Annotated in this window: 22 protein-coding genes; 8 read left to right on the top strand and 14 right to left on the bottom strand. The window is 68.5% G+C overall.

Annotated elements, in window-relative coordinates; genetic code table 11:
- Positions 1 to 98 precede the first annotated feature (98 nt).
- Both rph and GA0115233_RS15580 read right to left on the bottom strand, forming a co-directional pair.
- Positions 99 to 836, bottom strand: coding sequence for a ribonuclease PH (rph, locus tag GA0115233_RS15585; protein ID WP_093720814.1), 738 nt, complete (start codon positions 834 to 836; stop codon positions 99 to 101).
- Between the two features lie 93 nt (positions 837 to 929).
- Positions 930 to 1,163: a glucose PTS transporter subunit EIIB gene (locus GA0115233_RS15580; RefSeq protein WP_093720813.1), complete on the bottom strand. Its 234-nt coding sequence runs from the start codon at positions 1,161 to 1,163 to the stop codon at positions 930 to 932.
- A gap of 128 nt (positions 1,164 to 1,291) precedes the next feature.
- On the opposite strand from GA0115233_RS15580, the gene GA0115233_RS15575 reads away from it, so the two are divergent.
- The 5 genes from GA0115233_RS15575 (at position 1,292) to GA0115233_RS15560 (ending at position 7,950) form a co-directional block, all read left to right on the top strand.
- Positions 1,292 to 2,584, top strand: a complete 1,293-nt coding sequence (locus GA0115233_RS15575; protein ID WP_093720812.1) for a PTS transporter subunit EIIC — start codon at positions 1,292 to 1,294, stop codon at positions 2,582 to 2,584.
- Between the two features lie 174 nt (positions 2,585 to 2,758).
- On the top strand, positions 2,759 to 4,024 hold the full coding sequence (locus tag GA0115233_RS15570; protein WP_093720811.1) for a PTS transporter subunit EIIC: 1,266 nt from the start codon (positions 2,759 to 2,761) through the stop codon (positions 4,022 to 4,024).
- A 232-nt stretch (positions 4,025 to 4,256) separates the two neighbouring features.
- Positions 4,257 to 4,448 carry a hypothetical protein gene (locus tag GA0115233_RS41015; RefSeq protein ID WP_176711795.1) on the top strand — a complete coding sequence of 64 codons (192 nt, stop codon included), beginning with the start codon at positions 4,257 to 4,259 and terminating at the stop codon, positions 4,446 to 4,448.
- Positions 4,449 to 4,513: 65 nt separating this feature from the next.
- Positions 4,514 to 6,637 carry a peptidase domain-containing ABC transporter gene (locus GA0115233_RS15565; protein ID WP_176711794.1) on the top strand — a complete coding sequence of 708 codons (2,124 nt, stop codon included), beginning with the start codon at positions 4,514 to 4,516 and terminating at the stop codon, positions 6,635 to 6,637.
- Entirely contained in the window at positions 6,634 to 7,950 is a 1,317-nt protein-coding gene (locus GA0115233_RS15560; protein WP_093720809.1) for a glycosyltransferase, read from the top strand. Before GA0115233_RS15565 ends, GA0115233_RS15560 begins: the two co-directional genes overlap by 4 nt.
- 22 nt (positions 7,951 to 7,972) lie before the next feature.
- Here the strand turns inward: GA0115233_RS15560 and GA0115233_RS15555 are convergent, their stop codons facing one another.
- Entirely contained in the window at positions 7,973 to 8,725 is a 753-nt protein-coding gene (locus tag GA0115233_RS15555) for an MBL fold metallo-hydrolase (RefSeq protein WP_093720808.1), read from the bottom strand.
- Between the two features lie 212 nt (positions 8,726 to 8,937).
- On the opposite strand from GA0115233_RS15555, the gene GA0115233_RS15550 reads away from it, so the two are divergent.
- Positions 8,938 to 9,366, top strand: coding sequence for a type II toxin-antitoxin system PemK/MazF family toxin (locus tag GA0115233_RS15550; RefSeq protein ID WP_093720807.1), 429 nt, complete (start codon positions 8,938 to 8,940; stop codon positions 9,364 to 9,366).
- A 7-nt stretch (positions 9,367 to 9,373) separates the two neighbouring features.
- On the opposite strand, the gene GA0115233_RS15545 is transcribed toward GA0115233_RS15550, so the two are convergent.
- The 7 genes from GA0115233_RS15545 to clpS all read right to left on the bottom strand — a co-directional run bounded on the left by GA0115233_RS15545 (position 9,374) and on the right by clpS (position 14,155).
- Complete coding sequence (locus GA0115233_RS15545) at positions 9,374 to 10,324, bottom strand: PLP-dependent cysteine synthase family protein (RefSeq protein WP_093720806.1); 951 nt, start codon at positions 10,322 to 10,324, stop codon at positions 9,374 to 9,376.
- A gap of 5 nt (positions 10,325 to 10,329) precedes the next feature.
- Positions 10,330 to 10,608, bottom strand: coding sequence for a MoaD/ThiS family protein (locus GA0115233_RS15540; RefSeq protein WP_093720805.1), 279 nt, complete (start codon positions 10,606 to 10,608; stop codon positions 10,330 to 10,332).
- A 93-nt stretch (positions 10,609 to 10,701) separates the two neighbouring features.
- Positions 10,702 to 10,797, bottom strand: a complete 96-nt coding sequence (locus GA0115233_RS42345; RefSeq protein ID WP_313895875.1) for a putative leader peptide — start codon at positions 10,795 to 10,797, stop codon at positions 10,702 to 10,704.
- Between the two features lie 157 nt (positions 10,798 to 10,954).
- Complete coding sequence (locus GA0115233_RS15530) at positions 10,955 to 11,377, bottom strand: Mov34/MPN/PAD-1 family protein (RefSeq protein ID WP_093720804.1); 423 nt, start codon at positions 11,375 to 11,377, stop codon at positions 10,955 to 10,957.
- An 80-nt stretch (positions 11,378 to 11,457) separates the two neighbouring features.
- Positions 11,458 to 12,882 (bottom strand): amino acid permease, encoded by a 1,425-nt coding sequence (locus tag GA0115233_RS15525; RefSeq protein WP_093720803.1) that lies wholly within the window; start codon positions 12,880 to 12,882, stop codon positions 11,458 to 11,460.
- Between the two features lie 334 nt (positions 12,883 to 13,216).
- Entirely contained in the window at positions 13,217 to 13,825 is a 609-nt protein-coding gene (locus tag GA0115233_RS15520) for a DUF2017 domain-containing protein (RefSeq protein WP_093720802.1), read from the bottom strand.
- A 12-nt stretch (positions 13,826 to 13,837) separates the two neighbouring features.
- The gene (gene clpS / locus GA0115233_RS15515) at positions 13,838 to 14,155 is read right to left on the bottom strand and encodes an ATP-dependent Clp protease adapter ClpS (RefSeq protein WP_093720801.1); all 318 of its coding nucleotides are present in this window, start codon (positions 14,153 to 14,155) and stop codon (positions 13,838 to 13,840) included.
- Positions 14,156 to 14,212: 57 nt separating this feature from the next.
- Between clpS and GA0115233_RS15510 the strand changes: the two genes are divergently transcribed.
- On the top strand, positions 14,213 to 15,541 hold the full coding sequence (locus tag GA0115233_RS15510; RefSeq protein WP_093720881.1) for a nicotinate phosphoribosyltransferase: 1,329 nt from the start codon (positions 14,213 to 14,215) through the stop codon (positions 15,539 to 15,541).
- Positions 15,542 to 15,634: 93 nt separating this feature from the next.
- Complete coding sequence (locus tag GA0115233_RS15505) at positions 15,635 to 16,225, top strand: isochorismatase family protein (protein WP_093720800.1); 591 nt, start codon at positions 15,635 to 15,637, stop codon at positions 16,223 to 16,225.
- A gap of 66 nt (positions 16,226 to 16,291) precedes the next feature.
- Here the strand turns inward: GA0115233_RS15505 and GA0115233_RS15500 are convergent, their stop codons facing one another.
- The 4 genes from GA0115233_RS15500 to GA0115233_RS15480 all read right to left on the bottom strand — a co-directional run.
- A complete protein-coding gene (locus GA0115233_RS15500; RefSeq protein ID WP_093720799.1) occupies positions 16,292 to 16,636 on the bottom strand; it encodes a hypothetical protein in 345 nt (114 codons plus the stop codon).
- Positions 16,637 to 16,758: 122 nt separating this feature from the next.
- On the bottom strand, positions 16,759 to 19,110 hold the full coding sequence (locus tag GA0115233_RS15495) for an immune inhibitor A domain-containing protein (RefSeq protein WP_093720798.1): 2,352 nt from the start codon (positions 19,108 to 19,110) through the stop codon (positions 16,759 to 16,761).
- A 675-nt stretch (positions 19,111 to 19,785) separates the two neighbouring features.
- The gene (locus GA0115233_RS15485; RefSeq protein ID WP_093720797.1) at positions 19,786 to 20,421 is read right to left on the bottom strand and encodes an RDD family protein; all 636 of its coding nucleotides are present in this window, start codon (positions 20,419 to 20,421) and stop codon (positions 19,786 to 19,788) included.
- 89 nt (positions 20,422 to 20,510) lie between these two features.
- A partial coding sequence (locus GA0115233_RS15480; RefSeq protein WP_255310207.1) for an RDD family protein occupies positions 20,511 to 21,225 on the bottom strand: 715 nt, incomplete at its 5' end.

Below are 21,225 nucleotides of genomic sequence, written 5' to 3'. Positions count from 1 at the left end.
CCTGGCCGGGCGTACGAGGTTTCGTACGCCCGTACCCCTGATGACGCGGGGGCGGTCGGCGTGGTTGCCCGTGCCGGACGCTGTTCTTGGCGCGTCCTTTACTTTTCCAGGACGGTACCAAGGGCCTCGCGCTGATGGACAGCGAGTTCCGTGCAGCCCGAAACCGCCAGGTCCAGAAGGGAGTTGAGCTCGTCGCGGGCGAACGGCTCGGCCTCCGCGGTGCCCTGGACCTCGACGAAGCGTCCGTCGCCGGTGCAGACGACGTTCATGTCGGTGTCGGCGCGGACGTCCTCCTCATAGCAGAGGTCGAGCAGGGGGACGCCGCCGACGATGCCGACGGAGACGGCGGAGACGGTGCCGGTGAGGGGCTGGCGGCCGGGCTTGATGAGCTTCTTGCCCTGGGCCCAGGCGACGGCGTCGGCGAGGGCGACGTAGGCGCCGGTGATGGCGGCGGTGCGGGTGCCGCCGTCGGCCTGGAGGACGTCGCAGTCGAGGACGATGGTGTTCTCGCCGAGCGCCTTGTAGTCGATGACCGCGCGCAGGGAGCGGCCGATGAGGCGGCTGATCTCGTGGGTGCGCCCGCCGATCTTGCCCCGGACGGATTCGCGGTCGCCGCGGGTGTTGGTGGCGCGGGGCAGCATGGAGTACTCGGCGGTGACCCAGCCCTCGCCGCTGCCCTTGCGCCAGCGCGGGACGCCTTCGGTGACGGAGGCGGTGCAGAGGACCTTGGTGTCGCCGAAGGAGACGAGGACGGAGCCCTCGGCGTGCTTGCTCCAGCCTCGTTCGATGGTGACCGGGCGGAGCTGTTCGGGGGTGCGGCCGTCGATGCGTGACATGCCGATGAGCCTAGTCCTCGTACGGAAGGGGCCCTTCCCCTGGTGGGAAAGGGCCCCTTTCGTGTGGGTCCGGGCTCCGCGGGGAGCGCCGGGTCACATCATGTCTTCGATCTCCGCGGCGATGGGGTCGGCGTCGGTGCCGATGACGACCTGGATCGCGGTGCCCATCTTGACGACGCCGTGGGCGCCGGCCGCCTTCAGTGCCGCCTCGTCGACGAGGGAGGCGTCGCTGACCTCGGTACGCAGGCGGGTGATGCAGCCTTCGACCTCTTCGATGTTGTCGATGCCGCCGAGCCCCGCGACGATCTTCTCCGCCTTGCTGGCCATTTCGGTCTCCTTACGCACAGTTGGCCCAACTTTACGAGCGATTGCGCCGTACGTACCGAAAGATGACGTCACAGCAACCCAATCGTCGGATAACTGGTCTACACCACCTGACAGGCGGTCGCCAACTGATGAATGCGCCCTCCGAGATCTCCCCGGCACGACAGCGCTGGCACACGGCGTTCCAGGGCCTGCAGAAGATGGGCCGCAGCCTCCAGCTGCCGATCGCCGTGCTGCCGGCCGCGGGCATCCTGAACCGGCTGGGTCAGCCCGATGTGTTCGGTGACGACGGGCTCGGCTGGGACAACGTCGCCAAGGTGATGAACGGCGCGGGCGGTGCGCTGCTGGACGGCTCGCTCGGCCTGCCGCTGCTGTTCTGCGTCGGTGTCGCGATCGGCATGGCGAAGAAGGCGGACGGTTCGACGGCGCTGGCGGCGGTGGCGGGGTTCCTCGTCTACTTCAATGTGCTGCGCCAGTTCCCGGAGGACTGCCCGAGCGGCACCGAGGCGGTGCCGGGGATCGGCTGCCAGGGGACGGCGGACGGGACGGTGCAGGCGTTCACCTACCAGAACCCGGGCGTGTTCGGCGGCATCGTCATCGGGCTGCTCACGGCCTTCTTCTGGGCCCGCTACCACCGCACCAAGCTGGTGGACTGGCTGGGCTTCTTCAACGGCCGCCGGCTGGTGCCGATCATCATGGCGTTCGTCGCGATCGGTTTCGCGGCGCTGTGTCTGTGGATCTGGCCGCCGATCGGTGACGCGCTGGAGGACTTCAGCGACTGGCTGAGCGACGCGGGTTCGTGGGGCGCCGGCATCTTCGGTGTCGCGAACCGGGCGCTGCTGGTGATCGGGCTGCACCAGTTCCTGAACGTGCCCATCTGGTTCCAGTTCGGCACGTACACCAAGCCGGACGGCACCGAGGTGCACGGTGACATCAATATGTTCCTGGCGGGCGACCCGGACGCGGGGCAGTTCCTCTCCGGGTTCTTCCCGATCATGATGTTTGCGCTTCCGGCCGCGGCGCTGGCGATCACGCACACCGCGAAGCCGCACCGCCGCAAGGAGGTCGGCGGTCTGATGCTGTCGGTGGCGCTGACGTCGTTCGTCACCGGTATCACCGAGCCGATCGAGTACTCGTTCCTGTTCGTGGCGCCGGTGCTGTACGCGATCCACGCGCTGCTGACGGGTGTGTCGATGGCGGTGACGTGGGGGCTCGGGGTGCACGACGGGTTCAGCTTCTCCGCCGGTCTCATCGACTACATCATCAACTGGAATCTGGCGACCAAGCCGTGGGCGATCATTCCGATCGGTCTGTGCTTCGCAGTCGTGTACTACGCGATCTTCCGTTTCGCGATCACGAAGTTCGATCTGAAGACCCCCGGACGGGAGCCGGAGGACGAGGTCGAGGACGTCACAAAGGTCTGACTTTTCGGCCCGAATAACGGTTGCGCAACCCGCGGTTCCCGCACAGGAATCGCGGGTTCCTTATGCCGCCTTCATCGTGCTACAACAGGTCTACACCACTGAGTGGTGTAGACCACCTGCGTCGCCCTCCCCTTCATCTACCCCCGGGCGGCGCCATGCTCCATGGAGGAAGTTGTGTCCACGGCCAGCGCCGCTCCTGCGGCCGACAAGAAGAAGGGCCCCGGCGTGATGGCTGTGCTGCAGCGTATCGGCCGCAGCCTGATGCTGCCGGTGGCCGTCCTGCCCGCCGCCGCACTGCTGGTGCGTCTCGGCAACACCGACATGCTCGGCCGCCCGGAGTTTCCCGGATTCCTGACGAAGATCGCTTCGTTCATGGCAGCCGGCGGCAACGCGATTCTCGACAACATGGCGCTGCTGTTCGCCGTGGGCATCGCGATCGGCTTCGCGAAGAAGTCGGACGGCTCCACGGCGCTCGCCGCCGTCGTCGGCTACCTGGTCTTCAAGAACGTGCTCGCCACGTTCACCGACGAGAACCTGCCCAAGGTGGCGACGGCCGTCGACGGCAAGGTCGTCATGGTGGACGCCCCGGCGGATGCCAAGGTCCTCGGCGGCGTGGTGATGGGCCTCGTCGTCGCGCTGCTCTACCAGCGCTTCTACCGCACCAAGCTGCCGGACTGGGCAGGCTTCTTCGGCGGCCGCCGACTCGTGCCGATTCTGGCGGCGCTGGCGGGCGTGGTCATCGGTATCGCCTTCGGCTACATCTGGCCGGTCCTCGGTGCGGGTCTGCACAACTTCGGTGAGTGGCTGGTGGGTTCAGGTGCGGTCGGTGCCGGCATCTTCGGCGTCGCCAACCGTGCGCTGATCCCGATCGGCATGCACCACCTGCTCAACTCGTTCCCTTGGCTGCAGGCCGGTGACTACGAGGGCAAGAGCGGCGACATCGCCCGCTTCCTGGCCGGTGACCCGACCGCGGGCCAGTTCATGACCGGCTTCTTCCCGATCATGATGTTCGGCCTCCCGGCCGCCTGTCTCGCCATCGTGCACTGCGCCCGCCCGGAGCGCCGCAAGGTGATCGGCGGCATGATGTTCTCGCTCGCGCTGACCAGCTTCGTCACCGGTGTCACGGAGCCGATCGAGTTCACCTTCATGTTCATCGCGCCGGTCCTGTACGCCGTCCATGCGGTTCTCACCGGCATCTCCATGGCACTGACCTGGGCACTGGGCATGCGCGACGGCTTCGGCTTCTCGGCGGGCGCGATCGACTGGGCCCTGAATCTGGGTATCGCCAATAATCCGTTCGGCCTGGCACTGGTGGGGCTGGGCTTCGGCGTCCTCTACTACGCCGTCTTCCGCTTCGCCATCACCAAGTTCAACCTGCCCACGCCCGGCCGGGAGTCGGACGAGGAGTTGGCGGAAATACAGAAGGCCGAGGCCAAGTAAGACCCCCAAAACCGCTTCACTCTAAATTCCCCGGTCTGCCCGACGGACCGGGGAGTTTTGCATGTCCACCCAGGAAAACGGGTCGACACCCCCCGCTTCATCAGACGGGAATTCCAGCCCGGAGGATCCTATGATCATGATCACAGGGTCGCACCTTGATCACCAAGAAGACCCCCAACTATGGTCTAGACCAGGCCGAAAGCGGCCGCGACCAAAAGAAGTGGGGAAAGAAATGAGCCTGCAAGCTCTGCGTGACCTGAAGTTCGCCGCACTGACCGATGAGGAGGCCGCCGCGGCCTCGGGTGAGGGCAAGCCGAGCCGCGCCCGGTGCGAGTGGATTTTCGCTCAGATCGGCAATCCGATGTCCTGCAGTCACGGGGACTACTACGGGCTCTGGAAGTCGCTGGGCTGCGACAAGCTGTAGTACGGATCAGCGCCCGCCTCATTTCGGAGGCGGGCGCGCTCCTTTCCTCGCCCTGGAGTTCTTCGGTGAAGTGGCAGAGATACCACACCCAGCAGTCGGGAGACACCGACTGCGGCCCCGCGTGCGTGCGCTCGGTGCTCTTGCGGCACGGCATGGTGGCCGACGCGGCGGTCCTGCGTGAGTCCACGGGGCTGGGCGAGCGGGGCTCCAACCTGCTCAGGCTCCGCGAGGTCCTGCGCGGCTACGGCGTCGACAGCGAACCGCTCAGGCTGGACACCGAACAACTCGGACAGGCCGTACGACTCGCGGGGCCGACGATCATCCTGCTGGACGAGGACGGTGATCGGCACTTCGTGGTCGTCCACGAGGTCACCGACAGCGGCCACTTCATCATCGGTGACCCCCTGACGCAGCGTCCGATGCGGCTGTCGCCCGACGTGCTCGCCGAGGTGTTTCATGGGGAGGCGTTGGTCACCGACCGGCCGACGGCACGGCTGCCACTGGGGGCCAGGCTCCGGGCGTCACATGCCCAAAGCCTGGTGTGGCAGGCCCTGCGTGCCCACCGGGGACAGCTCTCCCTCGTCCTGGTGGCGACAGCCGTGGTGGCGCTGGTGGCGCTGCTGAACAGCCTCTTCGTCCAGCTGGCCGTTGACCACGTCATGCGGGACGGCTCCCGACGGGCGCTGGCCGTCATGTCCGCCCAGTTCATCGGCATCGCCCTGGTGGCGGCGGGCATCCAGTACCTACGGGGCCGCGCCGTCGTGGCACTCAGCCAGTCCCTCCAGCGGCAGTTGTCGGAACGCTATCTGCGCAAACTTCTGCGGCTACCCGCCGGCTATTTCAAAAGCCGCAGGGCCGGTGATCTGGTCAGCCGGATCGACGATGTGCAAGAGATCCAGTCACTGGTCACCGCGGCCTCCGTACGAGCAGCCATCGACCTCTGCGTCATCCTTTCCGTGGGCGGCTATCTGCTCGCCACAGGGCCGACTCTTTTCCTTTTTCTGATTCCGCCCGCTGCAGTCAACGTACTGAGCTCCATCCTGCTCTTCCCGCATATCAGAAATGCCTCCCAGGAGGCCCTGCAGCGGGATGCCACACTCAAATCCGAAACACTCAACTCGCTGCGCGGACAAACCGAATTGACAGGATACGGAAAACGGGATTTCGCCTTCTCCCGAATGAACCGGGCACTGGATCGCAGGATCGCCTCCGAAACCCGTCTCGGCCGTCTGGAGAACATCAACTCGGTGATCAAGACGGCCAGCCAGACCGTTTTCACGGTGGTGGCGGCCTGGGCGGCGCTGAGCCGCATGCTCTCCGGTTCACTCACCGTCGGCCAGGTCTTCGGCTTCCTTACCATGGCCGGCTATTTCCTCGGTGCCATGGACTCCGTGGCGTCCCTCCAGGTCACCGTCCAGCGCACGTCCGCCGCCCTCGGCCGGTACCGCGACGTGGTCCTCCAGCGCGACGACGCCCGGCTCACCCTGTCGGCCGAGGAGGCCGAGTCCCCGCTCGAACCGGCCGATATCACCGTCAGGTCACTTCGCTTTTGCCACCCCGGCGCCGGGCACGACACACTCAACGGCCTCGACCTGGACATCCCGGACGGCACGTCCATGCTCCTGCGAGGCGCGAACGGCTCCGGTAAGAGCACACTCCTCGCCCTGCTCGCCGGAGTACACCCCGACTACGGCGGCAGCATCACCCTCGGCAGCGCCGAGATCAACCGCATCCCCTCGGCCGAGCTGCCACGCCATGTCCTGTACGTCCCCGAGCACCCGGTCCTGCTGACCGCCTCGCTGCGCGAGAACCTGACCCTCGGCACCCGGCGCAGCGAGGCCGACATCCTTCATGCCTGTCGGATTGCCTGTTTCCTGGAGGTGCTCGACAGCCTCCCCGAGGGTCTCGACGAACCGATAAGGGAAACGGGCACGGGCCTGTCGCGCGGCCAGATACAGCGGCTGTCGATCGCCCGCGCGGTCCTGCACGGCCCTCGGGTGTACCTCTTCGACGAGACCTTCAGCGGCATCGACCGGGATACCGTCGCCCGGATCTGGGACGCGCTGCGCACTGTCAAGGGAACGAAGGTCATGGTCTCGCACGGCCATGTCCGGGACCTCGCCTTCGACCTGGAACACTCCCTCGACTCCCCGACCGCCCTCCACAAGGGAAGCCCGCCCCCGCCATGAACCTCTCCAACCTGCTCGATCTCGCCCATGGGAACGGAGCCCTCGCCGGTTCCCCGCTCGCCGCCGACCTGAGGCTGATCACCTCCCTGTCGCCCGATCTCGCGGCCACGGAGCTGTCCTGCCCGGACCTCGTGGAACTGGCCGCCGGATACGCCGCGCACCGCCCCCGCCCGGTGACCGCGGTTGTGCTCACCCTCAACGAGGAGGAACGCATCGCCCGGTGCCTGACTGCACTGGCCGACGACGTCGACCACTGCCTGGTAATCGACTCCGCGTCCACCGACGACACCGTCGAACAGGCACTCCGGGCTCGCGACAGCACCCGGATCCGGTCCGCGCCGTGGGCCGACGATTTCGCCCACCAGCGCAATCTGGCATTCACCGAGGTCACCGACGGCTGGCTGTGCCATGTGGACGCCGACGAGGTCCTCATGCCGTCGCACGCCGGACGGCTCAGGCGCGCCCTGTCCGTGCTCGACTATCTGGACCCTCTGTTGGACGGCTCCGCCCTTGTCGTCTCCCCTGTCGTTGCCGACACCGGCGGCGGCCGGGCGTACACCAATACGCAGCGTGTCCTGCGCGCGGACGGCCCGCTCCGCTTCCGTGGCCGCGTCCACGAACACCCCTACGACCCGCAGGGCCAGGCCCCGGCACGCGTCGAGGTCGATGTCCGCTTCGAGCACTTCGGCTATCTGCCGGAGGTGATCGAGAAGAGGGGGAAGCGCGAGCTGTACGTCCGGCTGGCACGGCAGGCCCGAGCCGAGGAACCGGACAACCCGAAGTGGGTGTACTACGAGATCCGTGACGCCCTCGATCGCCAGCCCCCGTCCCAGAACGAGTTGAGGGATGCCTTCACGAGGCTGGCGGCCTCGGCGGGGGACGCTGTGCCCGCGGGCCCGCCCGGCTACCGCTGCGAACGGATCGTCGACTCCTGGAGCCTGTTGTGCGAGCTGGCCCTCCAGCTCGGCGAGGCCGAGCACCTGCGCAGGTATGCGGACCTGCTGGCGGCGGCCGGACGGACGGTGGAGGCCACGTACTACGGCACGCTCCTTGAGTCGAGCCGCCTCCTGGGCCGGCTGTCCGCCCTCGTCGACGCCATCACCTCGGCCGAGGCGGACGAGGAACTGTCCAATCGCCATCTCATGGCCCGCCTGTTCGAGGTGCAGGCCACGCTGGCCCTCGCCAGCGGCCGCTACGAGACGGTCGTACCGGCATATCGCAAGTCCGTCGCGCGGGGCGCCGGCCGGAGCGTGTCCGAGGACTTCGAGATGCTCGCCCGGGTACTGGCCGAGGTACCGGACAGCGCCGCCTGAACCTCGGCCGGCCACCGCGGCGTCAGATCTCGTACGTCTGCCGCGGCGCCGCCAGCGTCACCGGACCATCGTAGACCGCGCGGGCGTCCGCGAGGTTGGTGGCGGGGTCGGTCCACGGCGGGATGTGGGTCAGCACCAGGCGGCGGGCGCCCGCGCGGGCCGCCGTCTCGCCCGCCTCACGGCCGTTGAGGTGCAGGTCGGGGATGTTCTCCTTGCCGTGCGTGAACGCCGCCTCGCACAGGAACAGGTCCGTGTCCCGGGCCAGTTCGTCGAGGGTCGCCGTCACACCCGTGTCGCCGGAGTACGTCAGGGACCTCCCGCCGTGCTCGACCCGGATGCCGTACGCCTCCACCGGGTGCGCCACCCGCTCGGTGTGCACGGTGAACGGGCCGACCTCGAAGGTGGACGGCTTGACGGTGTGGAAGTCGAAGACCTCGCTCATCGAGGAGGCCGACGGGGTGTCGGCGTAGGCCGTGGTCAGGCGGTGCTCGGTGCCCTCGGGTCCGTAGACCGGGATGGGGTCGCAGCGGCCGCCGTCGTGCCGGTAGTAGCGCGCGACGAAATAGCCGCACATGTCGATGCAGTGGTCGGCGTGCAGATGGCTCAGGAAGATCGCGTCGAGGTCGTAGAGACCGCAGTGGCGCTGCAGCTCGCCAAGGGCGCCGTTGCCCATGTCGAGGAGCAGCCGGAAGCCGTCGGCCTCGACGAGGTAGCTCGAACAGGCCGATTCCGCGGACGGGAACGACCCCGAGCAGCCGACGACGGTGAGCTTCATGAAGCAGAAACCTCCGCTGGCGGGAAATCCGGATGGGGGGCGACGGGGGTCGTGCGGTTTGTCGAGCGTAAGGCGCGAAACGCCCGGTCGCTCCTCCGCCAAGGGCTGTTGTGGGCGAACTCACCTGTGGTGTCACCGGTTCGGCTGGCAGTGGGGCGCAGGAGGCGCGAGAAGGGCGCGCACGGCTTGGCGCGCGCCGGTAATGTCGTCGTATGGACACGTCCTGGTGGCTGGCGCTCGCGGCGGTGGTGCTGCTGGCGCTGGTCGCCGCGCTGGTGGACGGGTGGGGGCGCAGGTCCTCGGCGCGGTCGGCCCGGCGCCGGCCGGCGGTGCGGCCGCGGCCCACGGAGATCTGGTGGGCGAGTGTGCCCTTCGAGGACCGGCCCGGTGCGAAGGACCGGCCGTGTCTGGTGCTGGCGGTGCACGGCAGGCGGGTCCGGGTCGCGAAGATCACCAGCCGCTACCACGACGAGCGGTCCGGGGTGATCCCGCTGCCGCCGGGCGCGGTGAGCGACGCACAGGGCCGGGCGAGCTTCCTGGAGACGGACGAGCTGCGCGAGGTGCCGGTGTGGGGCTTCCGGAAGAAGGTGGGGGTGGTGGACCCGGTCCTGTGGGACCAGGTCCGTCACCTGGCGTCGTAAGGGACGCTCACGCCCAGAGCTGGCCCTGGAGTGCCTCGATGGCCTCTTCGGTCGTCGCCGCGGTGTAGACGCCGGTCGACAGGTACTTCCAGCCGCCGTCGGCGACGACGAAGACGATGTCGGCGGACTCCCCCGCCTTGACGGCCTTCTTTCCGACGCCGATCGCCGCGTGCAGGGCGGCGCCGGTGGAGACGCCCGCGAAGATGCCCTCCTGCTGGAGCAGTTCCCGGGTGCGGGTGACCGCGTCGGCGGAGCCGACGGAGAAGCGGGAGGTGAGCACGGAGGCGTCGTACAGCTCGGGCACGAAGCCCTCGTCGAGGTTGCGCAGGCCGTAGACGAGGTCGTCGTAGCGCGGCTCGGCGGCGACGATCTTCACGTCCGGCTTGTGCTCGCGCAGGTAGCGGCCGACGCCCATGAGGGTGCCGGTGGTGCCCAGGCCCGCCACGAAGTGGGTGACGGAGGGCAGGTCGGCGAGGATCTCGGGGCCGGTGGTGGCGTAGTGGGCGCCCGCGTTGTCCGGGTTGCCGTACTGGTAGAGCATCACCCAGTCGGGGTGCTCGGCGGCCAGCTCCTTGGCGACGCGCACGGCGGTGTTGGAGCCGCCCGCGGCCGGGGAGGGGATGATCTCCGCGCCCCACATGGCGAGCAGTTCCCGGCGCTCCTGGGAGGTGTTCTCGGGCATCACGCAGACCATGCGGTAGCCCTTGAGCTTGGCCGCCATGGCCAGGGAGATGCCGGTGTTGCCGCTGGTCGGCTCCAGGATGGTGCAGCCGGGGGTGAGTCGGCCGTCCTTCTCCGCCTGCTCGATCATGTGCAGGGCCGGGCGGTCCTTGACCGAGCCGGTGGGGTTGCGGTCCTCCAGCTTGGCCCAGATCCGGACGTCGGCGGACGGCGACAGCCGCGGCAGGCGCACCAGAGGGGTGTTGCCCACCGCGGCCAGCGGGGAGTCGTAGCGCATGCGGATCAGGCCATGCCGCCGGCCACGGCCGGCAGGATCGTGACGTTGTCGCCGTCGGTGAGCTTGGTGTTGATGCCTTCGAGGAAGCGGACGTCCTCGTCGTTCAGGTAGACGTTGACGAACCGGCGCAGCTGCTCGCCGTCCACGATGCGGGCCTTGATGCCCGCATGCCGGGTCTCCAGGTCCTGGAACAGCTCGGCGAGGGTGTCTCCGCTGCCCTCCACCGCCTTCTGACCGTCGGTGTACGTGCGGAGGATGGTGGGGATGCGGACCTCGATGGCCATGGCAAGGGGCTCCTGTCGGAAAAAGTGGTCTGGTCTCGGTGGGCGCGCATCGGCGCGCCGCGGCTGCGCGGCCGTACGGCTACAGCGGGCGGGTCAACAGATGGCGCTGTTCAGCCTGCACAGGTCGACGTGCAGCCGCGCAACGAGCAGCGTGCCCGGCGCTTTGTCGCCCACGTCGAGAAGAACCATGGGGTCATCGTATCGATTCCCGGACCGGCTCCTGGAGTGTGATCTCACAGGGCGGACATGAATCATCCGGGGTGTGAGATCGGGGCGCGGGCGTCCTACTGATCAGTACGCGATCAGTACGCAATCAGTACGCGATCAGTGCGAGATCGGCAGGCGCTCAGTACGCCTCGACGATCTTCACTTCCTCCTCCGTGACCTCGCCTTCCAGGATCCGGAAGGAGCGGAACTGGAACTCGCCGAGGCCGTCGGTGTCGGCGGTGGAGACCAGGACGTAGTGGGCGCCGGGCTCGTTGGCGTAGGAGATGTCGGTGCGCGAGGGGTAGGCCTCGGTCGCGGTGTGCGAGTGGTAGATGACCACCGGCTCCTCGTCGCGGTCGTCCATCTCGCGGTAGAGCTTCAGCAGGTCGCCGGAGTCGAACTCGTAGAAGGTGGGCGACATCGCCGCGTTGAGCATCGGGATGAAACGCTCGGGGCGGTCGCTTCCGGCCGGGCCCGCGATGACGCCGCACGCCTCGTCGGGGTGGTCCTTGCGCGCGTGCGCGACGATCTGGTCGACGAGGGCCTGGGTGATGGTCAGCATCTGGCCAGGATAAGCAAACAGGCCGCCCTGTACCGATGGGTGGTACGGGGCGGCCCGAATGCCGGACGGCTGGGATGGGGTCAGCCGACCTTCTCAAATTCCGGGTCGCGGCGCTGGGTGACCTCCGGGCTGCGGGACTTCAGCACCAGCCAGCCGATGCCGAGGGCGGCGGCCCAGCCGGCCATCACGTAGAGGCAGACCCGGGAGTCGGCGTCGTAGGCGATGAGGCCGGTGACGAAGAGCAGGAAGACGATGGCGATCCAGCTGCACTTCGCGCCGCCCGGGGCGGGGAAGGACGAGGCGGGCAGGCGGCCCGCGTCGACCGCGCGGCGGTACAGGACGTGGCTGATGAGGATCATGAGCCAGGTCCAGATGCCGGCCGCGGTGGCGACGGAGACGACGTAGCCGAAGGCCTTCTCCGGGACGATGTAGTTCAGGACCACACCGATGCCCATGAACAGCACCGAGATGGTGATGCCGAAGGCGGGCGTCTTGGTGGAGGACAGCTTGCTGAAGACCTTCGGGGCCTCGCCGTTGTCCGCGAGCGTGCGCAGCATGCGGCCGGTGGAGTACATGCCCGAGTTGCAGGAGGACAGGGCGGCGGTGAGCACCACGAAGTTGACGATGCCCGCGCCGGCCGGGATGCCGATGACGGCGAACGCCTTCACGAAGGGGCTGACGCCCTCCGCGAACTCGGTCCACTTCACCACGCAGAGGATGACGGTGAGGGCGCCGACGTAGAACAGGGCGATACGCCAGGGCAGGGTGTTGATCGCCTTGGGGAGGGTCTTCTCGGGGTTCTCCGACTCACCCGCGGTGACGCCGACGAGCTCGACGGCGAGGTAGGCGAACATGACTCCCTGGAGGGTCATCAGGGACGAGCCGATGCCCTTGGGGAAGAAGCCGTCGAAGGCCCACAGGTTGGAGACGGCGGCGCTGTCACCGGCGTTGCTGAAGCCGAAGGTGAGGACACCGAGGCCGATCACGATCATGCCGATGATGGCGGTGACCTTGACCATCGAGAACCAGAACTCGATCTCGCCGAAGAGCTTCACCGAGATCAGGTTGGCGCCGAACAGGATGACCAGGAACACCAGCGCGGACGTCCACTGCGGGACCTCCGGGAACCAGTAGTTGATGTAGATCGCGGCGGCGGTCAGTTCCGCCATACCGGTGACCACCCACATCAGCCAGTACGTCCAGCCGGTGAAGTAGCCGAAGAACGGGCCGAGGAACTCGCGGGAGTACTCCGCGAACGAGCCCGAGACCGGGCGGTACAGGAGCAGCTCGCCGAGCGCCCGCATGATGAAGAAGATGATCACGCCCGCGAGGGCGTACATGACGATGAGGCTGGGGCCGGCCTTGGCGATGTTCGCCCCGGCGCCCAGGAAGAGGCCGACGCCGATGGCGCCGCCGATGGCGATCATCTGGACCTGGCGGCTGCCGAGTCCGCGCTCGTAGCCCTCTTCCGGTGTTTTCTCCGTGTCGACCTGAGCGGAGGTCATATGTGTTCGTGCGCCTTTCTCCATGCCGACCCGGGCCGTGTGTGCGGCCGCGGACCGGATCTCGATCCCCCCGGATGATGGAGCGGTGCCTGGCCGACGATGGTCGGCTCGGTGGCGCACCCGGCCGAACATGCGGGTGGTGTTCGCGCCGAGCGGGTTGAAGGTCTATCACGGCCGCACGGCGGAATTCAGGGCGCGAATGTGGCGCACTCCACAGAGAAAAGGGCGCAAAGGGGACATAAAAGGGGCACAGGGTGCCGAGGGGTTGACGTGATCGTTATCCGGATTTGAGCGTCCGCTGAGCGAGTCCGCACAACGGTCACAACCGTCACGTTCAGGGCATGAGCGTGGAGACGAGGGTCTCCTGGAGGCCGCCCAGCCAGAGGTAGGCCATCACCATCGGCTTGCGCGGGTCCTCGTCCGGCAGGCGGTAGAGCAGCTCGGTGTCGTCCTCGTCGGTGATGTCGAGGCGGGAGCCGATCGCCAGGCGCAGGTCGTTGAGGGCGCCGAGCCACTGCCGGGACTCGTCCGGGTCCAGCTTCAGCACCGCTCCACCGTCACCGGCGGACTCGGCGCTGAGCCCGTCCAGGGTGCGGATCACCGCGAGCGCGTTCTCCCGCTTGCCCGCGCGCAGGTCGTTCTCGGTGTAGCGGCGGAACTCGGCGGAGTAGGCGCGCTGTTCCTCGGCCTGCTCGGGGCCGGGGGTGCCCTCGGGGTCGCTGTAGGCGTCCGGGAAGAGGCGGCGCAGGACGGGGTCGGCGGGCGGCTCGCTCGGGCCGTCGGTGAAGAGTTCGGCGAGCGGGTCGTCGGAGGTCTCCGCGCCGGGGCCCGGGCCGATCAGCTCCAGGAGCTGCACGGCCAGCGACCGGATGATGGAGATCTCGACGTCGTCGAGGGCGACGGCCGCGCCGCCGCCGGGGAGCGGTTCGAAGGTTCCTGGCATCAGCGCTGGTCGCTACTTCCGGTCCTGCTGGAGGGTGGCCCACAGTCCGTATCCGTGCATCGCCTGCACGTCGCGTTCCATCTCCTCGCGGGTTCCGCTGGAGACGACCGCCCGGCCCTTGTGGTGGACGTCGAGCATGAGCTTGGTGGCCTTGTCCTTGGGATAGCCGAAGTACGTCTGGAAGACGTACGTCACGTAGCTCATGAGGTTGACCGGGTCATTGTGGACGATCGTGACCCAGGGGACGTCGGGCTCGGGGACGGCGAAGACCTCTTCCGCCGACTCGGTGCGTTCGATCTCTACGGGAGCGGGTGACGTCACACAGCCCATGCTGCCACGCCCCCCATAAATCGTCACACTGACGCGAAGTGCGGTATGGTCGTTGCCATGAACACAGCGGACCTTGGGCTGCCGGTGGAAGTTCCGTCGACGGCGCTCTTCACGGACCAGTACGAGCTGACGATGCTCCAGGCGGCGCTCAAGGCGGGTACCGCCGAACGGCGGAGCGTGTTCGAGGTCTTCACCCGCCGGCTGCCCAACGGGCGGCGGTACGGGGTGGTCGCGGGCACCGGACGGGTGCTGGACGCGGTGGAGAACTTCCGGTTCGACGAGGGCGTCCTCGGCTTCCTGCGCGAGCGTGCCGTGGTCGACGGGCGGACGCTCGACTGGCTGGCGGACTACCGCTTCAGCGGGGACATCTGGGGCTACCCCGAGGGCGAGGTGTACTTCCCCGGCTCGCCGATCATGCGGGTCGAGGGCTCCTTCGCCGAGTGCGTGCTGCTGGAGACGGTGATCCTCTCCATCCTCAACCACGACTCCGCGATCGCCGCCGCGGCCTCCCGGATGTCCTCGGCCGCCGGGGACCGGCCACTGATCGAGATGGGGGCCCGGCGCACCCACGAGCTGTCCGCGGTCGCCGCCTCGCGCGCCGCCTACCTGGGCGGTTTCACCTCCACCTCCGACCTGGCGGCGGGCTTCCGCTACGGCATCCCGACCGTCGGCACCTCCGCGCACGCCTTCACCCTGCTGCACGACACCGAACGGGACGCGTTCCGGGCCCAGGTGGACTCGCTCGGCCGGGGCACCACCCTGCTGGTGGACACCTACGACGTCGCCGAGGCGGTCCGTACGGCCGTGGAGGTGGCCGGGCCCGAGCTGGGCGCGGTCCGCATCGACTCCGGTGATCTGCTGCTGGTGGCGCACCGGGTGCGGCAGCAGCTGGACGAGCTGGGGGCGCGGGACACGAAGATCATCGTGACCTCGGACCTGGACGAGTACGCCATCGCCTCGCTGGCCGCCGCGCCGGTGGACGCGTACGGCGTGGGCACCCAGCTGGTGACCGGCTCCGGGCACCCGACCTGCTCGATGGTCTACAAGCTGGTCGCCCGTGCCGCCTCCGCCGATCCGGCGGCACCGCTGGTGCCGGTGGCGAAGAAGTCGACCGGGGGCAAGACCTCCATCGGCGGCCGCAAGTGGGCGGCGCGGCGGGTGGACGCGGAGGGCACCGCGGAGGCCGAGGTCATCGGAACCGGACCGGTTCCGGCCGGACTGGCGGACCGGCAGTTGCTCGTGGAGCTGGTCAAGGGCGGTGACGTGGTGACGCGTGAGCCGCTGGACGTCGTACGGGACCGGCACATCGCCGCGCGGGCGGGGCTGCCGCTGTCGGCGACGCAGTTGTCGCGGGGGGAACCGGTCATTCCGACGGAGTACCTCTGAGGGTGCCCGGGTAGCCAATGCGGGTGCGCCCTCCCGCAGTGCCGTCCCAGTCTCTAGGCTCGTAAGTTCACACTCCGTCGAAGGACACCCACCATGCGCCGCGCCTTGATCGTCGTAGACGTGCAGAACGACTTCTGCGAGGGGGGCAGCCTCGCGGTGGCCGGCGGGGCCGATGTCGCCGCCGCCATCACCGAGCTGGTGGGGCAGGCCGCCGGTTCGGGCTACCAGCACGTGGTCGCCACCCGGGACCACCACATCGCGCCCGGCGGCCACTTCGCCGACAACCCCGACTACGTCCGCTCCTGGCCCGCGCACTGTGTCGCGGGCACCGAGGGAGTGGGCTTCCACCCGAACTTCGCCCCCGCGGTGGCCTCCGGCGCCGTCGACGCGGTCTTCGACAAGGGCGCGTACGCGGCGGCGTACAGCGGCTTCGAGGGCACGGACGAGAACGGCGTGAAGCTGGCCGACTGGCTGCGCGCCCGGCAGGTCACCGAGGTCGACGTGGTCGGTATCGCCACCGACCACTGCGTCCGGGCCACCGCCCTGGACGCGGCCCGCGAGGGCTTCCGCACCCAGGTCCTGCTGGACCTGACGGCGGGGGTCGCGGCGGAGACGACGGACCGGGCCCTGGAGGAGCTGCGGCAGGCGGGCGTGGAGCTCACCGGCAAGCCGGTCGTGGCCTGAGCCGACCTGCGCCGGTGCCGCCCCACGCCCGAGCCGCCCCACGCCGGTGCCGTCGGGCATCCGCCCCTACGCCGGTGCCGCCGGGCGTCTGAGCAGGGATCTGATCGGGCGCCACAGCTCCTGCTCCAGATCCGCGGCCGGGGTGACGCCCAGGTCGGGGGCCGTACGCCATATCAGTCCGTCCGGATGGTGCAGGACCGCGGTGATCTCGTCCGGGGTCGGAGGAGCCAGGTTGCCGCGCAGGTAGACGGCCCGCAGACCCAGATTCCGGAGCCTGGTCAGGGCCCGGGCCCGGTTGCGGGCGTGGACGAGGACGCGGACCGAGCCCGTGCCGTCGGCGGACGGCGAGGGCAGGTTCAGCGCCACCACCACGCTGCCGGTCGGCAGCTTGCAGAAACCTCCTGCGGCCATGCGGTCACACCCCCGTGTGCGTCGGTGTCAATAAGAGAGCCACAGGACGCACCTAAACACGGATCGGCGGCAACCCGCCAGGGGGTCACCGCCGATCACGCTCTGACCTGGGCAGATGCTAATTACCGGCCCGCTTTGCCAACCTCAAGCTCGATCGTGGAGCCGTTCTTGGCCTCCTTGGTGATCTTGATCTTGGTGTTGGTGTCAGTGATCTTGACGCCACCGGTCGGGTTCGACTCGTCGTAGTAGTCGTTCTTCCGGTCGTTGAAGACCGAAACACCCTTCGAGCCCGGAATCCACTTCGCGACGCCCGCCTTGTGCAGCGTCATGCCGTCGCTGCGGAAGGTGCTGAACGGCGAGTCGTAGGCCTGGATGCGGTTGCGCATCAGCGTGCCGTCGGTCCACTTCAGCGCGGTCGGGTGGGAGTCGATCGGCAGGATCAGACCGGTACCCGGGTGCTGGCTGGTGTTGTTGTCCGCCTGGGAGGTGTCCCACTTCCAGATCAGCAGACCGTTCTGGTACGCGTAGTGCTCGACCCAGTCCGGGCGGTCGGCGAAGCCGAAGTTGTACGGGCCGACCTTGAGGGTCTTGTCGTACGACACGTACTGCCGGTTCTCGGCGATGTAGTACTGCGCGTAGTCCTTGGTGAAGGACGCGCCGATACGGGAGAAGCCGGTCGCCTTCCAAGCGGCGTCCGCGGTCTCGGCGTTGTCGGTGAACACCGCCGCACCGTCCGCGGTCACCGAGATCGCGTCGGCCGCGAAGCCCTTCTGGGCCACGCCGCCGTCGGTCTGGTAGCGGAAGCGCAGGTCGATCTTCTGACCCGCGTAGGCGTCCAGGTTGAACGCGAACTTCTTGTAGCCGTCGAGCGTGCCGTGCAGCGCGGGCTTGTCGCTGCCGTCGCGCGGGACCGGCTGACCGTCCACCGTGCCGTCGATCGCGGTCCAGTTGGCGCCGCCGTCGGTCGACACCTCGGTGTAGAGGTAGTCGTAGTTGGCCTCGATGTCGTACCAGCCGTCGAAGGTCAGCTCGGCCTTCGACTTGCCGGTGAGGTCCACCGAACGCGTCAGCGTGTTCTTGAGGTTGTCACCGCTGCCGCTCCACCACTGGGTCTGGCCCTCGGCGGGAGTGACGATCTCAGTGGTGACGGCCTTCTTCGGCAGATTGACGACCAGCGCCTGCTTGTGCTTGGTGTTGTACTCGGCAACGCCCAGCTTGTGCCAGGAGTTGACCCCGGCCTTGGCGGTGTCGTAGTTCAGCCAGCCGAGCTGGAGCTTGTCCCAGGCGGTCATGTCGCCGGGCAGGTCACCGATCTCCTTCTTGCCCTGGCCGAGCCAGGAGCCGGACGACATCAGCGTCCAGAAGCCGGTGGAGTTCTCGCCGCCGTTGGTGTCGTAGAGGTCCGGCAGACCGAGGTCGTGGCCGTACTCGTGGGCGAAGACACCGAGGCCGCCGTTCTCCGGCTGGATGGTGTAGTCGCCGACCCAGATACCGGTGTCGCCGATCTTCGCACCGCCGAGCTTGTTCTGCTCGGGGCCGGTGGCGCCGGCGTCGGTGCCGAAGGCGTACCAGCGGTGCGCCCAGATCGCGTCCTCGCCCTGGACGCCGCCGCCGGCGGACTCGTCCTCACCGGCGTGCACGATCTGGAAGTGGTCGATGTAGCCGTCCGGCTCGTTGAAGTCGCCGTCGCCGTCGAAGTCGTAGCGGTCCCACTCGTCGTAGCGAGCGACGTCCGCCTTGATCTGGGCGTCGGTGCGGCCGGCCGCCTTCTGCTGGGCGACCCAGGCGTTCAGACCGTCGCTGACGACGTTCCACACGCTCGGGCAGTTGCTGTCACCGCAGGCGTTGTTGCCGTAACGGGCCTCGTTGTAGGGGACCTTCACCCAGTCGGAGACCTCGCCCTCGACCGAGTAACGGCCCGAGGACTGCTTCTCGTAGTACGTCTTGACCGAGTCCACGTTCTTGCCGTGGCCGAAGTACAGGTCGTCGAAGTACTGCTGGTCGTAGTCCTCGCGCCAGGCCGTGGAGTTGTCCTTCTTCCGGTTCGGCTTGGCGATCTGGTTGTGCAGGGGACCGGGGGTGCCGCCGTAGCGGCTGTCTATCTGGTCCCCGAACTCCACCAGGATGGTGAAGATCTTGTCGGTCTTCTCACGGCCGAGCTCGACGTACTTGCTGTCGCCCTTCTTGCTCTTCAGCTGGACGACCTTCGAGCCCTTGCGGTCCTTCACCGAAGCCTTGCCGGAGAGAACCTGGTTCAGGGCCTCCTCGCGCTGGGCGGCCTGAGTGTCGCTCAGGGGGCCTTTGAGGTCGTGCGAGTCCGTACCCTTCCCAGGGTGCGGGTCGTGGCGGTCCACGGCCTCCGGCCGGGCCGGCGAGTCCGCCTGTGCCACGCCGGCGGCGGACAGCGTGGCGGCGGCCGCCGCGAGCGCGACAGCGGTGGCCGCCGCTCTGAACGTCCAGGGTCTGCTGGTCACTTGAGATCCTCCCCCGCGTTGTGCGCGCGCGACGGGAGGGTTCCTGGTCATGGAGATTCGCGCGCGCGTGATCAACGCGTGTAGTCAAGTGACGACATTTGACTAGAGGTTCAGCAGAAAAGACAGACCTTGACTTGAGCAGGTCAATTGCACTATGCGGAGTCGCGATCCGCTTTACGGACACCCGCGGCATACTCGACAGGCGCGTGACAGCGTCCAGTTCGTGGACACCATGACTCCGTGCGCCCCCCGTGCACCGGTACTGTTGGTTAGGTCACGCTTACTGTTCGTTCCGCTCGGGCATGCACGCGATTAGAGTCGACTGGCGGAACGCCCAGAAGTTGGCGGAATGCCAGGCCCACACCCCCGTGTACCCCCGATTCCGAGGACACGATCACCATGCCTCGTCCGACCGCCGCACAGCTCGCCTACGGTTCGTGCACCGTGCTTCTGTCGACCTTCGCCATGCTGCTGCTGTCACAGGCGAGTTCGGGTGCGGCCATCGCGCTCATCGCCGTCGCGGCAGTTGCCCTCGGACTGCTGGTGGCGCTGACGGCACCCAGGCCGAAGGCGCGCGTCATCGCGATCCGCCGCCCGGCCCCGCCGTGGCGGAGGACGCGCCGGCCCCGGCACCGGTTCCCGAGCGCGCCGCCTGACCCGCGCCGCAGCACCGCCTCAACGCGTGCTGACCACCACCGTCTTGGCCGCCTTGTCGTGCAGGCCCTGCCGGTAGGGCTTGTCGAAGAAGCTCCAGCCGCCGCAGATCGCGGTCCAGATGCAGGCGCAGCAGAAGGCGAACGGGATCCACAGCACCAGCGCGCGCACGAACGAGGTCTGCACGGAGGGCGTGGCTCCGTTGTCCAGATTGGCCACCCGCATGCCCAGCCACTTCTTGCCGAGCGTCTGGCCGGTCCGGGACATCATGAAGGTGTCGTAGCCGATGTAGAGGACGGCCGCGATCACGGACTGCACGAGCGACTTGCCGTAGTTGACGTTGTCGGCGCTCATGTCCAGCTCGTTGACCCGGAACGCCCAGGTGAGCAGCCACACCACCACGGCCACCATGATCATGTCGATGATCCGGGCCAGGGTGCGCCGGCCGCCGTCCGCGAGCGGCGGCATCCCGGCCAGCGGATCGGCCGGGTAGCCGCCGGAGCCGTAGGGGTCACCACCGTAGGGACCGCCCTGGTACGGCGGCGGCTGGCTGTCGTACGGCGAGCCCGCGCCGGAGTCCCCGGGCGGGGGCTGTTTCCTGAACGGGTCGTCCTCGGGCGGCTGTCCGCCGGGGCCGGGAGGCGGTTCACTGCTCATGGCCCGAGTCGACCGCGAACCCCCGGTTCCCGCATCCGGCGAGCGGCCGTCCGGAGTACGGAATCATCCGCGCCGCTCGCCGTACCGGGTCATCCCGCCACGAACGTACCCGCGGCCTTGTCGTGCCAGCACTGCCGCCACGGCTTGTCGAACAGACACCACAGAACACCCACGACCCCGATCACCAGCAGTCCGGGGACGCTGTAGACGAGCCAGCGGCGCAGCGCCCCGCCCATGGTGGGCGGTTCGTGGGCCTCGATGTCGCGCACTTCGAGCCCGAACAGCTTCTTGCCCAGCGTGCGGCCCCACTTGGCGGTGGGCAGCGCCTCGTAGAGCGCGCCGAAGACCAGCAGGACGCCCAGCACGATGCCGAGGTAGACGGAGGTCGTGGAGTCCAGCAGCCACACGGTGACCGTCTCGCCGGAGAAGCGGGCCGCGTCGATCTTCTGGTCGATGTGGTCGAGCGCCTTGGTGCCGAGCGGCACGGCGGCCGCCCCGGTCACGCCGAGCACGACGACGGTGTCCAGCAGCCGCGCGGCGAACCGCCTGCCCAGGGAGGCGGGCCGGGCGGACGCCTGGCGCCGGGCGGCGGCCTGGAAGGGGTCCTCGACCGGCGGCTTCCAGGGGGCGACCGGCTGGTCCTCACCGGCCAGCCGGTGCACCTGCTGGGCCCAGGAGGGCTGACCGCCGCCGGGGCCACTGGTGAGCGGGGTGGAGGCGACGCCCTGGGCGGGGACCTGCGGCGCGGGCCGCGGGCCGGGCTGCGCCGGGGCCGCCGGTGCCGACTGCGGCCCGGACAGGGCC

The organism is Streptomyces sp. DI166, from assembly GCF_900091315.1.
GTDB classification, from domain to species: domain Bacteria; phylum Actinomycetota; class Actinomycetes; order Streptomycetales; family Streptomycetaceae; genus Streptomyces; species Streptomyces fuscus.
This window is presented reverse-complemented; position numbering and strand designations above follow the sequence as displayed.

Excerpts from the sequence above, each read along its gene's own strand:
- rph (WP_093720814.1), bottom strand. The coding sequence starts at position 836 with ATGTCACGCATCGACGGCCGCACCCCCGAACAGCTCCGCCCGGTCACC.
- GA0115233_RS15580 (WP_093720813.1), bottom strand. The coding sequence starts at position 1,163 with ATGGCCAGCAAGGCGGAGAAGATCGTCGCGGGGCTCGGCGGCATCGAC.
- GA0115233_RS15575 (WP_093720812.1), top strand. The coding sequence starts at position 1,292 with ATGAATGCGCCCTCCGAGATCTCCCCGGCACGACAGCGCTGGCACACG.
- GA0115233_RS41015 (WP_176711795.1), top strand. The coding sequence starts at position 4,257 with ATGAGCCTGCAAGCTCTGCGTGACCTGAAGTTCGCCGCACTGACCGAT.
- GA0115233_RS15560 (WP_093720809.1), top strand. The coding sequence starts at position 6,634 with ATGAACCTCTCCAACCTGCTCGATCTCGCCCATGGGAACGGAGCCCTC.
- GA0115233_RS15555 (WP_093720808.1), bottom strand. The coding sequence starts at position 8,725 with ATGAAGCTCACCGTCGTCGGCTGCTCGGGGTCGTTCCCGTCCGCGGAA.
- GA0115233_RS15550 (WP_093720807.1), top strand. The coding sequence starts at position 8,938 with ATGGACACGTCCTGGTGGCTGGCGCTCGCGGCGGTGGTGCTGCTGGCG.
- GA0115233_RS15545 (WP_093720806.1), bottom strand. The coding sequence starts at position 10,324 with ATGCGCTACGACTCCCCGCTGGCCGCGGTGGGCAACACCCCTCTGGTG.
- GA0115233_RS15540 (WP_093720805.1), bottom strand. The coding sequence starts at position 10,608 with ATGGCCATCGAGGTCCGCATCCCCACCATCCTCCGCACGTACACCGAC.
- GA0115233_RS42345 (WP_313895875.1), bottom strand. The coding sequence starts at position 10,797 with ATGGTTCTTCTCGACGTGGGCGACAAAGCGCCGGGCACGCTGCTCGTT.
- GA0115233_RS15530 (WP_093720804.1), bottom strand. The coding sequence starts at position 11,377 with ATGCTGACCATCACCCAGGCCCTCGTCGACCAGATCGTCGCGCACGCG.
- GA0115233_RS15525 (WP_093720803.1), bottom strand. The coding sequence starts at position 12,882 with ATGACCTCCGCTCAGGTCGACACGGAGAAAACACCGGAAGAGGGCTAC.
- GA0115233_RS15520 (WP_093720802.1), bottom strand. The coding sequence starts at position 13,825 with ATGCCAGGAACCTTCGAACCGCTCCCCGGCGGCGGCGCGGCCGTCGCC.
- clpS (WP_093720801.1), bottom strand. The coding sequence starts at position 14,155 with ATGGGCTGTGTGACGTCACCCGCTCCCGTAGAGATCGAACGCACCGAG.
- GA0115233_RS15510 (WP_093720881.1), top strand. The coding sequence starts at position 14,213 with ATGAACACAGCGGACCTTGGGCTGCCGGTGGAAGTTCCGTCGACGGCG.
- GA0115233_RS15505 (WP_093720800.1), top strand. The coding sequence starts at position 15,635 with ATGCGCCGCGCCTTGATCGTCGTAGACGTGCAGAACGACTTCTGCGAG.
- GA0115233_RS15500 (WP_093720799.1), bottom strand. The coding sequence starts at position 16,636 with ATGGCCGCAGGAGGTTTCTGCAAGCTGCCGACCGGCAGCGTGGTGGTG.
- GA0115233_RS15485 (WP_093720797.1), bottom strand. The coding sequence starts at position 20,421 with ATGAGCAGTGAACCGCCTCCCGGCCCCGGCGGACAGCCGCCCGAGGAC.